Below are 13660 nucleotides of genomic sequence, written 5' to 3'. Positions count from 1 at the left end.
ATCGATTATCTAACCTGATTTATATGACACTTTTGTTTCAGGCGTTGTAAAGCGACGCGGGTAATTTTTATGATAGAGAACAACAAAGAGCGCCTTTTTAGTGCGTCTTGTCTTTATCTCGTGCCATTTATAGGCAGCAGCTAGTGTTGCCTATGTAGCAAGTTATTTCAGCGCACAACAAGATTGGTTTTTTAAAATAGGTGGTTTTACAGCGGGTGGATTTAATTGAGGGTTAAGCCAATCTAGTGAGCTATAAACGGGCTATAAACGGGCTATAAAAAAAGGGGCGTTAGGGCCCCTTTTTATTTAACTGTTTTTTATTCACAGCCTTTTTACCATAAGCTTTTATGAATCGGTTTTGCTCTGCTTTGGTTTAGAACGTCGAGGTCTACGAGGACGTTTTGGCTTGTCGGCGTTTGCTTGAGCGCTGCCTTGGCCGTTGCTTTGTGGTGAGCGCGGCTTTTTAGGCTTCTTCGGTTTTTTAGGTTTCAGTGGTTTTAATTGAGATTCTGGCAGTGGCCGAGCGGTGTCGTAGCCTTCAAAAATAACTCGATCTAAAATTTTGCCAATAAAGTTTTCAACATCGGCGAGTAGTGAGAACTCATCATCCGCTACAAACGAAACCGCTTCACCTTCGCTACCAGCACGGCCTGTTCGGCCAATACGGTGGACGTAATCTTCTGGCACATTCGGTAAGTCAAAGTTAATCACGTAAGGCAGTTGGTCAATATCAATACCGCGAGCAGCAATATCGGTAGCCACCAATACTTGGACTTCTCCGGACTTAAACTGAGCCAGTGCTTTGGTTCGTGCCGCTTGGCTTTTGTTGCCATGAATCGCCGCCGAAGGAATTCCCTTGGCTAACAGTTTGGTGACAATGCGGTTAGCGCCGTGTTTGGTGCGAGAAAAAACCAATACCTGATGCCACTGGCGAGTTTGTACTAAGTCGATAAGTAGCGCAGTCTTTTGTGTTTTCTCACAAGGAATAACACTCTGCACAACCGTTTGAGCGGCTGCATTTTTAGGTGTTACCGATATCTCAATAGGGTTGTTGACGATGGTTTTTGCCAAGGTGCGAATGTCGTCAGAAAAGGTTGCTGAAAACATCAGGTTTTGGCGCTTAGCTGGCAGCAGCTTTAAGATTTTACGGATGTCATGAATAAAGCCCATGTCCAACATTCGGTCGGCTTCGTCTAGTACGAGAATTTCTAACTGATCAAACTTAACTGCCTTTTGTTGGAACAAGTCCATTAGTCGCCCGGGCGTTGCCACTAAAATATCGTTACCGCCGCGCAGCTTCATCATTTGTGGGTTTATTTTTACGCCACCAAAAACAACGGTCGAACGTATAGATAAGTACTTGCCGTACTGATCGACACTTTCTTGGATTTGCGCTGCCAGTTCGCGTGTTGGCGTTAATACCAGTGCTCGTACCTGATTGCCACGTAAATGCTTGCTGTTTGGTAAGGTTTGCTTACTGAGTAATTCCAGCATCGGTAGGGTGAAGCCAGCGGTTTTGCCGGTTCCGGTTTGTGCTGCCGCTAAGATGTCGCGGCCTTCTAAAACGGCTGGGATGGCTTGTTCTTGAATCGGAGTCGGCGTTTCATAGCCTTGTTCGTTAACGGCTTTCAAAATGGCTTCAGATAAGCCAAGAGTATTAAAATTCATAGATAGGTGCAGTTCAATAAGTAGGCGTGTGTATACACAGATGTCGCCACATGCAATGTGACGTTAGATAACTGCCAGTGTAACACTAATACGCAAGTTTAGGGGCACGCTGAAGCTAGTGCTTTTGGGCTGCTAGCTTGGTTTATGGATAATGCTGCTTGGTTAAACTACGTCACGGCTACTTATTGGGCGCTTACTAGGCGCTAATCACACTAATTGCTAAGAGCTAAGAGAGTTATGAATAGCTAGCTGTAATACAAGCACAGAGGCTTACCGTTAATCTGCTGTACGTTGAGTGGCATGTCGTACAGCTCTTCTAACACGGCATCTTGCATGATGCTGTTAGGAGTGCCGGTATGCAGGATTTCACCATCACGCATGGCGACAATGGTGTCGCTGTAGCTGGCGGCAAAGTTAATATCGTGCAGTACCACAATAATGCTCTTGTTTAACTCATCACAGGCCTGACGCAGGCGCTTCATAATGGCTTGGCTGTGTTTCATATCTAAATTATTCAGCGGTTCATCTAAGCAGATGTATTGCGTGTCCTGTGCTAATACCATGGCAATGAATGCACGTTGTCGTTGCCCGCCAGAAATTTGATCCAAAAAGCGGTGCTTTAAATCACTTAGGTCTAAAAATTCAATGGCAGATTCAATTTGTGCCATGTCGTCTTTGCTTGGTCGGCCTTTGTGATACGGAAAACGACCAAAGGTGACTAAATCTAAAACCGTCAGCCGAGCAGCAATATGGTTGTCTTGGCGCAGAATCGACAAGCGGCGGGCGAGGGCGTTTTTATCGACATCTTGGATCGCCAAGCCATCAATCAGGATTTCTCCGCTGTCTATTTTTTCGCTCTGTGTCAGTGCTGAAAGCAAGGTCGATTTACCTGCACCGTTGGGGCCAATGATGGAACAAAGGCCAGTGGGAGCAATACTTAGATTGATGTTTTTGAGTATTGGCGTTGCCCGAATAGATAAAGAAACCTGCTTGAATTCGATCATGCTTTACCCTGCTTAATAATAAGAAGTAAAAAGAAAGTGCCGCCAATAAACTCAATAATAATGCTAAGGCGGGTGTTAAATTGAAAGATATGTTGCAGTAAAAATTCACCAAACACTAAGGTCAACATTCCAAGAATAGCGGCAAATGGCAGCATAACTCGGTGCTTATAGCTGCCGCATAAACGGTAGGTGAGGTGTACAACCAGCAAGCCAAAAAATGAAATCGGGCCAACTAATGCGGTAGAAAGTGCAATCAAAATAGCGGTCAATGCTAATACTAAAAAAGTGCGCTGAGAAAAATTAACACCAAGGTTAAGCGCGCTGTTGCGCCCCAACAGCATGACATCTAACTCACTATGCAAGCGATACAAAACCACGATCGCCAGCAAAAATACTAAGCCAGAAATTAACAGTAGACTTGGCTCAATTGAACCAAAGGAAGCAAACATTGAATCCTGTAATACGGAGAATTGGGTTGGGTCGAGTAGGCGAATAAATAGGTAAGCTAAGCTATTGAAAAGTACACCTAAAATAATGCCGACTAAAATTAAATAATGCAGCGAGCGGGCAGTGCCACGAAATAATATCGAGGTTAAAATCATCACTGCACCAAGCATGACTGCCGACTCCAGTGCCCACTTAAAGTAGGGGCTAATGGTTGCAAAACCTACGCTGCCGAGTAAAAAAATCAGCAGGGTTTGAATCAAAATATACATCGAATCAAAGCCCATGATACCGGGCGTTAAAATTCGGTTGGCAGTAATGGTTTGGAATAACAGGGTCGCGATGCTGACCGCTGCGCCGACAATCAGCAAGGTCAGTAATTTGTAACCACGGTATTCTAATGTGAACGCCCAACTGGCTTTTACGTTCCAGCCTAAAAATAAGCCAATAGAGGCCAGTAATAAAGTCAGCAACAGTAGAATGCGCCAGCCGCTGGTAAATCCAGTTAGCGCTCGTCCGCTAGATGAACTAGAGGGTTGCTTGGCTTTGGCTGCGACAGTATTTGATAGGCTAGGCATGGTGTTTTTGTTTGGTCAGTAAGATTAAAAATAAGATGCTACCAACGACACCCATAACCGTACTGACAGGTACTTCGTATGGGTAGGCAAGTAAGCGCGCTAAAATATCGCAAGCAAGCACTAGGCCTGTGCCGATAATCGCTACCCACGGCAACGATTTTCTAAAATGGTCGCCAAAAATTAGGCTGACAATATTCGGCACCACCAAACCGACAAACGGGATGATGCCGGCAATGACGACGGTAATACCGGAGATCAAAGCAACGATGGTGACACCCCAAAAAAGCGTTAAATGATAATTAAGGCCAAGATTTAAAGCAGTGTTTTTACCGAGGCTGGCAAGGGTGAATTGGTCGGCAGTAAAGTAGGCCAGTACACATAGAATGGCCGAAAGCCAAAGCAGTTCGTAGCGGCCTTTTAGAATCATCGAAAAGTCGCCTTGAATCCATATCCATATGGATTGAACCAAATCAAAGCGATAAGCAATAAAGGTAATAACAGAGCTGATAACGCCAGCATACATAATGCCCGCTAATGGAATAATAAGATCACTCTGTAATTGAATGCGGCTTAAAATAAATAAAAAAGTTGACGCACCTACCATCGAGAACAAGCAGGCGATAATCAGTTTTATGCTCATCGGCGCTTCGGGCCAAAAGATCAGTAGCATTAAAATACCCAGCGCAGCCCATTCGACGGTTCCGGTGGTGGTGGGTTCGACAAATTTATTTTTGGCCAGCGCTTGCATAACAACACCAGCGACAGAAAGAGACAAGCCGGTCAGAATAACAGCCAAGGTGCGCGGCAAACGTGAAAGAAACACCACCGATTTAAATTCTTCATACGAGGAAATTTCTGCCACACCAATAAATAGGCTGACAATGGCCAAGCACATAATTAGGCAAGCAGACAGGAATAATTTCATAAATAATCGCGGCCGTTGTTTTCGGTATTGAAAAGGGTTGAGTTGAGACAGTCGTCGCCATTTATCATAGCGCTAGTTAACCAAATAAACCGTTGCGCTATTTAAGCCGCAACGGTTTACATTTGCATCATGCTATTAGCGTTGGGTGCTTACTTGATTCCCAAAGCCGCTTCTATTTCACTAAGCTGAATATCCATAGCGGTTAAACCATAGCTCACCATGTACCAGGCGTAGCCGTCTAAATAAACGATATCGTCGTTTTTGTAAGCCGTTAGTTGATGCACTAATTCGTTGTCTAACAGTGCTGCGGCAGCATTAGAGTCTTGGCCAATGGCAGCATCACGATCCATCACAAAAATCATGTCTGGATTGACTTTCTGTAAAAACTCAAATGAAATCGGGTCGCCGTGAGTTTCTGCTTCAACATCCTTTACTACTGGCTCAATACCAAGGTCGTCATAGATCCAGCCAAAGCGAGAGCCTGGGCCAAAGGCAGAAATTTTACCGCCGCTGGTCAGGATAAATAGTGCGTTTTTGTTGTTTAGATCAGATGTTTTAATCGTCTCGATACGCGCTTTAATAGCATCTAATTGCGCGTCAGCAACATCTGTTTTATCTACTGCATCGGCAAGCATTTCGGTGGTGTTGTAAAACTGAGTTAAGAAGCCTTCGCCCCAAACGGTTGAGTCAATGGTCGGTGCAATTTTGCTCATCGCTGGGTACTGTTTTTGACTACGGCCACCGGTAATAATTAAATCCGGTTGCGTAGCGGCAATAGTTTCAAAATCTGGTTCCCAAAAAGAGCCAGCCGAAATGTATTCATCGCCAGCAAATTCTTCTAGGTAGCTAAAGGCATGAGGCTTAGGTAAGCCGGTGATTTTAGCGCCTAAGGTGCTTAGAGTATCGACCGCGGCTAAGTCTAACGCAATGATGTTTGTTGGCGTTTTTTCTAGCTCAGTTTTACCTTGAGTGTGTTCAATTGTTTTTGCGTATGCTGTGCTCACTAGCGCAGAAAGTGCAATGGCTGTTGTTGCTTTAATCAAGTTGCTACTTTTTATTCGCATGTTCATCACCGTTCCTTAAAAAAACAGGTTTATGTTTATTCTGCATCCATCGCTTCATGGCGAAGCTCGTGATAGCTTTCTTCATCAAAATCTTTACGCCAATAAGGCACGGCGTACAGTCGATCTTTTGTTATGCCGTTGTTCAAAAAATATTTTTTTAAACTGACAACAGTATGGTGTTCTCCAGCAAGCGTAATACTCCATAAATCATGGCTGCCTGCGATACCCAGTTGCTCAATGCAGGGCAGGAGAGTTTGTTCGGGAGAAAAACGTTGCTCAATAAATTCTAAGCGGTGGTTCATTTCTGCAAAGTACAGTTGCTTAATGTTGTTAGCATCGCTCTGCTCGGGCAGTTCAATAAGTACAGTTACATCGGCTTTTTCAGGTAGGTGCTTAATCGCAGCGGCAATGGCAGCCACGGCAGAAAGGTCACCGACGAACAGATAATGGCTAGCGGCATAGTTTGCCATGCGCATTGGACCAGGCCCACCTAGGCCGACTTGATCGCCAATGCGACACTGGCTTGCAAATTCTGAGGCGATACCGGCAGGGTCGTGCTTGACAAAATCGACACTAATGCTGTTTTTGGCTGCGTTGTAATCAGAAATAGAGTAGGTGCGCGCCAGCGGTTTTAGCTCTCGTGGCGGCCAATGCAATTTGCCTTCAATCGGCTCTGGTAGCATTAATTCGGATTGATGCGGTTGCTTAAATAATAACTTGATATGCAGGCCGCCAAAATCTTCTGGAATACGGGCGTCATCAAGCTCAGGATGCGCTAAAACCAAGCGTTGCATCTGTTGGTTGAGCGATATCTTTTCAACAACGGTTAATTTGAGTGGTTTCATATCAGCCCCTTTGATATCGCTGCGCAGAGTATCTAACTCACCATTAAATGTAAATAGGAATCAGTATCGTTACTAGCTGATATTGATGCTCGCCAAGGTTCATAGCGTTTTCTGTGCTGACTGATCGAGTGGTTCGGTATATAAGTGGTTCGGTATGTAAGTGGTTTGGTATTAGGCCAGTTAGGTATTAAGCAGTTTGGTTAAGCCCTCGATTAATCCACCACGCCAGCAATAGCGATCATGGCCGCCAGCGAAGTGGCGAAAGTCGATGCTGTGCTGTTGTTGTTTCAAGGCATTAAAGACAGCGTTGTTAAGTGGCACCATCGCTTCTTCAGCGCTACCAACTTCCATAAATACATTTAATTTATTTGGGCGTTGTGCGCCCAGCTCTAAGAGTTGTTGCATCTCGTCTGTAAGTGCAATTTTTTCTGAGTCTTGTTGAAAAATAAGTCGATTATCGGGCCACCAAAATGAACCTGACTGACTCAGTACAGCGCCATATCGCTGCGGCCACTTTAGTGCCGCATACAGTGCCGAAAGACCACCCAGGCTTTGGCCTGTTACCACTGTATGCTCGGGTTTTTCGGTAATGGGTAATTGACTGGCAATGTCCGGAATGAGCTCGTTATTGATGGCAAACCAAAAATCGTCACTGCCCATTAAGTCTTGCATGCGTTGTTTACCGTCGATGCTATCAATAAACAGATAAACAGCCGCAGGCAAATGGCCCTGCTGAGTTTGTTGTTGTACTACGCCGCTGATCGGCAATGTCTCGGCCCAAAAATCGCCATCCAATAAAATAACCAGTGGTAAGTCTTTGCTATCTTCGGTGTTGCTGGTATTAAACAGCCAATAGTGACGCTCTTGCTGCAATTGGTTACTCAGCCAGCTGTGTCGAGTTAAATTATTTTGCTCTTGTGTATAGCTTTGATTGTCGAACGTTTGCCATGCTGTTTGTGGTATGGCGTTGGGCATGGATAACGCCGAATGCTTCTTTCCCCAAGGGCAGTGGGGCAGGTTATTGTTGTTTAATGGGTCTGCAATTGCAGACTCAAAAAGCTGGATCAAAAATTGTCGATGCTGTAATTGTTTTTCCATTTGAGAGCCGGTTAGTGGCTCACGGATTTGCTGTGAAAAGCGTGGCAGTAGTTGATAGCTGGCGCGCCAGTTTTTTGCCAACCTGCAACGAAAAAGCCAAACGTCTGTTTGATTGAACTGTTCGAATTCAGCCAATTGAAAGCAGTGGTGATTTGTTATGCCGCTAATATGGATATAGAGATTTTCAAAATTATCTTCAGGCTTTTTTTGGTATAAAAAAATGGCATCAACCCAGTTGCTGTCGATTTCAAACAAAACAGGCGTGCCGGTTTTTTTAATGGCTGACCACCAGTTATTGGAGCCGATATCTGTCTCATTGAATGATTCTAATATTAATAGTGCCGTTAAATTTGCCTGCTCTGGTTGAATTCTGTTTTCAGGGTTAAGGCATTCTCGAATATCTAAAGTACGCATAAATTCCACATTATCGACGATGAGTTTTTACGTTTGTCTGTATTTCTTGGTTGTATTGTAAATGAAAGTAATTATCATTTGCATTCTAATTATCAAGTAAGAGTAGTTGTTATGAATGTTTTAGGTCACAACCCTTATATAAAAGGCTTAACATTATTTGGCTCCTTAGTTTTCGCCACTAATGTAGCATTTGCAGAGGAGGCTGAAATTGCCAGTACTGCTGAAACAATAGTTGTTAAGGGTGAAAAGGTAGAAAAATCAATTAAAGATACGACCACCGCAGTTACTGTTATTGGTGGCTCCGATTTGACTACAACAGAATTTAAAAGTGTTGATGAAGTAGCGGCAAGTGCTGCCAATGTAACGACGACTGGCTTTGGTTCTGTGACTATTCGAGGTATCGATGGTAAGGGCTCCGCAACGGGTGGAATTGCTTTTAGAACTGGAGCGGCAGCAAGGGTCGCGACCCTAGTCGATGGCGTATCTCAATCCTGGGCAGGTTATAACTTTACGCCTAGCAATTTATGGGATGTAGCTCAGGTTGAAATTCTAAAAGGCCCGCAATCTACCTTACAGGGTAACAGCTCTATAGGTGGAGCTATGGTCTCTTCCACTAATGACCCAACTTATTTTTGGCAAAGCGCTGTTCGTGCTGGCAGTGAAATGTACGAGAACGGCAACTTCATGTCTAACCTAGCGGTTATGAGTTCCGGTCCAATTATTGATGATGAGTTAGCGTATCGAATAGCTATAGACGGCTCTACTGGCGAAAGCTACATGACCTATGCCGAAGGCTCTACGGCGATCGATAACCTCGACGATTTAGATGACATGGATAATCTTAATAGTCGCTTAAAACTGTTGTGGGAGCCTGCGGCACTTTCTGGCTTAAGCGCAAAACTAACAACTAACTACAGTGTTTTTGAAGGTAACTATTTGAACTGGGCCAATGATGATGATGCCACTAATGTATTGGATGGCGCTAATACTCGAATTCAGGATTCGGTTACTTACAGCGTAGCCTCAGATGTCGACTATCAGTTTAGTCAATCTTTAAGCAATTCATTCCATGCTAGCTATGGTGTTCAAAATGTTGAGTTTGCACAGTACCCGAGTTCATTTGATGTCTACTCAGATACGCAAAACCTAGCGCTTGAAAATAGAGTTCAGCTGACGGCGCTTGATTCAAAACTATCAGCACTTGCAGGTCTGTATTATGCCAATAATCAACAGGACCAGGGCGTTTCTACATCTTGGGTGAATGATTTTGAAACCACCAGTATGGCAGTCTATGGTGAAGCGACGTATCAAGTAGTGCCAGCTTTGAGAGTTATTGCAGGTGGTCGAGTTGAAAACCAAGATATCGCTCGCTCTGCAACCGGCTCAATTGATTATGCTACAGACTCAAATGAAACTATTGTCTTACCAAAACTTGCAGCGATTTACGATGTTAACGATGCAGTGACTTTAAATGCTTCCGTGCGCAAAGGTTATAACGCGGGTGGTGAAGGTTACGATTTTTGGGACGATTACGATTGGGATTATTACGAATACGATTCAGAAACAGTTATAGCCTATGAGGCAGGTTTAATTGCTACGCAAGGCAGTTCTTTAGTAACTGTAAATCTGTTCTTTAATGATTACGCCGATTATCAAGCACTTAATTCATCGACCTATAAAATTGAAAACGTTGATGATGCTCGTACCTATGGTGTTGAGATCGCGGGCTCAAGTTTTGTAACTGCATCGACTGAATTAAGTAGCTCAGTTGGGTTTACTAAAACAGAAGTGGTGAGTTATAGCGCAGACTCTGCTTACGAAGGTAATGAGTTACCGAGTGCTCCTGCATTTGATGTGAGTGCTGGCATTACGCAGTATTTAGGTGATTCGTTTAAGGTCTCTGCTGATGTTATGTATGTTGGTGAATACTATTCTGATTTAAGTAACGATGAAGACTTGCTTGCAGGTGACTATGTGACGGCGAACCTGCGTGCAGGCTACATTTGGAATGATTTAGAAGCGGATGTTTATATTAAAAATCTAGCCAATGAAGAAATTATCTATTTTGATAATAGTGACCGTTGGTCTGTTGGCCAAACTCGTACTGTTGGTTTTAATTTAACCTACCGTATGTAACCTTGTTAGATATTAGGTTTTAGTATTGTAAAAACGATTAAGCCCGCGCAAGCGGGCTTTTTACGTATTGCGATCTGTGGAGTTAATCAATAATTCAAACCAGAACCAGAACCAGAACCAGAACCAGAACCAGAACCAGAACCAGAACCAGAACCAGAACCAGAACCAGAAAAAGAGCGAACAGATGTCTGTATTAGATGATCAAAACGTAGAGATCCATTGGTCTGAATATGATGTGCCTCATATCAAGGCGAAAAACTATTATGCCTTAGGGGTGGGTTATGGCTATGCCCATGCTCAAGATCGGCTTGCTGAGCTGTGCGGCCAAGCGATTGCATTACGCGGTGAGCGTTGTAAGTACTATGGTGCAGAAGGTATTTCTACCGTAGGTTTTTTACAGACCACCAACCTCAACTCAGACTTGATGTATCGTATTCGGTTGCCTGACGAATGGGGGAATAATTCGTTTTCAGCGTTAACGCAACAGGCACAAGACTATGTTCAAGGCTATGTCAGCGGTCTGAATCATTATGTTGCCAGTTTAACAGAGCAGCAAAAAACCGAACGCTTAGCTGGTGAGCCTTTGGTGACTTTTAGTATTGCTGATGTGATTCGCTTTACTATGCGATTTGGCATTATGAAAGAACTGGTAGAAATGGGCCCTCATTTATTGGCCTCGACCCTGTCGGTTTGTGCTGATGAATTGAAGCATTCACCGCACACAAAAGAGGTGATCCAAGAGGGTGGCTTTGGCAGTAATGCTTGGGCCTTTGGTGGTGATGTCGCAAAGGGTTTTGGTTCAATACTGTTGGGGAATCCTCATTCGGCGTGGCAGCGAACACCCCATCAGCAAAGAATTTATATGCATCAATATCACCTGACGATAGAGGGCGAACTGGATGTTGCTGGCAGTTCATTTTTAGGCTTCCCATTACCGATGACAGGTTATAACTCAGATGTTTCGTGGAGTATTTTAGATGCCGCCACGGTAACGCCGTTTGTGCTGCAAAAAATGAAGCTAGAGAGCGACGATACTGGTTACTACTATCGGGTCGACGGTGAAAAGCGAGCGTTAGCGATTCGCACAATTGATATTCCTGTACTGCAAAATAATGGCTCTGTTGCGCAGCAGCAGTATTCATTTTTGGAATCCGAAATCGGTATTGTTTATAAATTACCTGAGCGGCCGGGTAAGCCTGAAGGCTGGTACGCCATTACCAACCCGAATGAAAACAATGCAGCGGGTTTGGATCAGTTTTTAGCGGCGGCTAAATCAGCCAGCACGGAAGAATTTACCCATGCCATTGAACAAAATCGCGGCATACTTTGTCAGCTTGTAGTGGCTGACCGACACGGTTATGTTGGTTATGTTATTGCAGGGCGCGCACCTGCGTTAACTGATGATCAGATGGTGAGCCGCCATGTTCGTTTACCCGATGCTGCTTTTAATGTGCTTGATGGCAGTAAATCGGAAAGTTTTTTAAGAGATGCAAATGGCAATATTCAATTGGCAGATGCCAGCTTTTATCCAACGATTCATTCGCGCGGCATTATTCATAATACCAACAACAGCTATAAGTTCACCGAGTATGGCAAGGAACAGCCGGATTACGCCTCGGTGTTTGGTCAACATAAAGCAGACTACCAATTAGCTAAACCGATAGCTGCTGGTTTGCGCTATGACCCTAGATTAATCATGTCTTATCGACGTATGAGCGAATTAGTCGCGGCGCAAGCAGTAAAACCAGAGCATGTTCTTCAGGTTATTTTTGATAACCGTAATTATGCCGCAGAAACCTTTTTAGACGACATCTTACTTAAACTCAGCAATGTTGATTTGAGTGAGTCGGTCAGTCGTGGCTTTCAAATTCTTGCTCAGTGGGATCAAAAAAATAATGCCGAATCCACAGGGGCGTTACTGTTTAACCAATTTTGGAGTCAGCTTATTGCTCAGGGGCTGTTGGTCGCGCCTGCCAGTGGAGACCCTAGTAAAGGTTCGCAGCTGTTATTAAATCAGCGGAATGCTGGTGAATTGGTCGATGCTATGCAATCGGCAATCGATACGCTGGAACAATGCAATTTGGCGCTGAATGCGTCTTGGGGTTCGGTGCTGCACCAACAAGCAGATGGCGGTTTGATTCCAATGCATGGCGGTTCGTACCAAGAAGGTTTGTTAAACGGTGAGATGCCTGGCGAGCTGACTGATAAGGGTTTTGCGGTGATTTTATTTGGCACTGTTTATATACAGAGGGTGCATTGGCAGCAAGAAAAATTAGTCGCTGATGTATTACTCAGCCACGGTCAACGTGAAACGATTGACTCAAACAGTCGATCTCGGCAATTAGCGATGTTTGCAAATAAACAACTTTATAGAGCACCTTTTTTATCTGATGGGTTTGATAATTCGGGTGAGCGGTTGCTATTAAATTTAACGGCAATTACATCAGTTGAAACTGCTCAACAAGGGGAGATGCTATGAGCACTGAACAATTCATGCGACAAAAACTTTACCTAATCGTAGTGAGCGTGATGGTGGTTTTAATCAGCGCCTGTTCGGATGAAACTGAGGTGGCGAAGCAAACTGAAAATAATAAAGATCCGGTTGTGGTCAGTTTGAGTTTGGCGTCATTAGATACCTTGCAAGCATTGGAAATACCCGTGCATGGTTTGGTTAAGCGATACGCTTTGAATTATTTATCGAGCTATCAAACCGAGCAGTATCAGGATGTTGGTACTTTTTTTGAACCGAACATAGAAGCCATCGCAGCGCTAGAGCCGGATTTAATCATCATTGGCCCGCGCTCTGCGAATCATAAGCAGCAGCTATCAAAAATATCAACGGTGCTCGATGCCTCGGTGTGGGGTGGTGACTTTTTAACTCAGTTTCATCAAAGCAGTTTACAGATTGCTGATCATTTTAATAAACGACCAGAGGCGCAAGATATTCTAGATCGCATTGATGGCAAAATTTCTACGTTGCGTCAGCTAGCCAGCCAGCAAGGTAATGGTTTACTCGTGGTGGTTCGTGGTGGGCAGCTGTACAAATTTGATCAAAGCTCACGCTTTGGTTGGTTTTATGATGAACTGGGTATTCCATCTGCAATCGATGACAGTAAAGGTACCGAACATGGCGAGTTGATCAGCTTCGAATGGTTGGTTCAGGTGAACCCAGATTGGCTGTTTGTTTTAGATCGTGATGCTGGGATTGGTTTGCCGGTGGGTAATGCTGTATCGCTGTTCGATAATGAACTGGTTGATCAGCTTTCAGCGACAAAGAACAATCAGTTGGTTTATCTTGATGGTTATGTGTGGGGCACAGTTGGTTACGGCCTGAGCGCAGTCGAGCGTTCGGTAGATCAGCTATTGCAGCTGTATAGCGCGCATCAGTGATTGCCATCTGGGCTGCTTACTCACAATGTGTAGGCTGTGTCGCGGCTCTCATTCTCAATACAGCGTGCCGATTTATTCATTGCTGGATAATAGG

Annotated in this window: 10 protein-coding genes; 3 read left to right on the top strand and 7 right to left on the bottom strand. The window is 44.2% G+C overall.

Annotation, left to right across the window (positions count from 1 at the left end; translation table 11 throughout):
- Nucleotides 1–345: 345 nt before the first annotated feature.
- The 7 genes from FME95_RS03670 to fes all read right to left on the bottom strand — a co-directional run bounded on the left by FME95_RS03670 (nt 346) and on the right by fes (nt 8040).
- A complete protein-coding gene (locus tag FME95_RS03670; RefSeq protein WP_147713069.1) occupies nt 346–1668 on the bottom strand; it encodes a DEAD/DEAH box helicase in 1323 nt (440 codons plus the stop codon).
- Between the two features lie 245 nt (nt 1669–1913).
- Nucleotides 1914–2672 carry an iron ABC transporter ATP-binding protein gene (locus tag FME95_RS03665; protein ID WP_147713068.1) on the bottom strand — a complete coding sequence of 253 codons (759 nt, stop codon included), beginning with the start codon at nt 2670–2672 and terminating at the stop codon, nt 1914–1916.
- The gene (locus FME95_RS03660; RefSeq protein ID WP_147713067.1) at nt 2669–3694 is read right to left on the bottom strand and encodes an iron chelate uptake ABC transporter family permease subunit; all 1026 of its coding nucleotides are present in this window, start codon (nt 3692–3694) and stop codon (nt 2669–2671) included. Before FME95_RS03660 ends, FME95_RS03665 begins: the two co-directional genes overlap by 4 nt.
- Nucleotides 3687–4619, bottom strand: coding sequence for an ABC transporter permease (locus FME95_RS03655; protein WP_147713066.1), 933 nt, complete (start codon nt 4617–4619; stop codon nt 3687–3689). The genes FME95_RS03660 and FME95_RS03655 overlap by 8 nt, the downstream gene beginning before the upstream one ends.
- Before the next feature lie 149 nt (nt 4620–4768).
- Nucleotides 4769–5683, bottom strand: coding sequence for a siderophore ABC transporter substrate-binding protein (locus FME95_RS03650; protein WP_187265431.1), 915 nt, complete (start codon nt 5681–5683; stop codon nt 4769–4771).
- 35 nt (nt 5684–5718) lie between these two features.
- Nucleotides 5719–6528, bottom strand: a complete 810-nt coding sequence (locus tag FME95_RS03645; protein WP_147713064.1) for a siderophore-interacting protein — start codon at nt 6526–6528, stop codon at nt 5719–5721.
- Nucleotides 6529–6708: 180 nt separating this feature from the next.
- Nucleotides 6709–8040, bottom strand: coding sequence for an enterochelin esterase (gene fes, locus FME95_RS03640; protein ID WP_147713063.1), 1332 nt, complete (start codon nt 8038–8040; stop codon nt 6709–6711).
- Between the two features lie 111 nt (nt 8041–8151).
- Between fes and FME95_RS03635 the strand changes: the two genes are divergently transcribed.
- The 3 genes from FME95_RS03635 (at nt 8152) to FME95_RS03620 (ending at nt 13566) form a co-directional block, all read left to right on the top strand.
- The gene (locus FME95_RS03635) at nt 8152–10176 is read left to right on the top strand and encodes a TonB-dependent receptor (RefSeq protein WP_147713062.1); all 2025 of its coding nucleotides are present in this window, start codon (nt 8152–8154) and stop codon (nt 10174–10176) included.
- A 184-nt stretch (nt 10177–10360) separates the two neighbouring features.
- Nucleotides 10361–12655 (top strand): penicillin acylase family protein, encoded by a 2295-nt coding sequence (locus FME95_RS03625; RefSeq protein WP_147713061.1) that lies wholly within the window; start codon nt 10361–10363, stop codon nt 12653–12655.
- Entirely contained in the window at nt 12652–13566 is a 915-nt protein-coding gene (locus tag FME95_RS03620) for a siderophore ABC transporter substrate-binding protein (protein ID WP_147713060.1), read from the top strand. The genes FME95_RS03625 and FME95_RS03620 overlap by 4 nt, the downstream gene beginning before the upstream one ends.
- Nucleotides 13567–13660 lie beyond the last annotated feature (94 nt).

The organism is Reinekea thalattae (genome assembly GCF_008041945.1).
GTDB lineage: Bacteria > Pseudomonadota > Gammaproteobacteria > Pseudomonadales > Natronospirillaceae > Reinekea > Reinekea thalattae.
The sequence above is the reverse complement of the archived record's forward strand: the minus strand, read 5'-3'. Positions and strand labels throughout refer to the sequence as shown.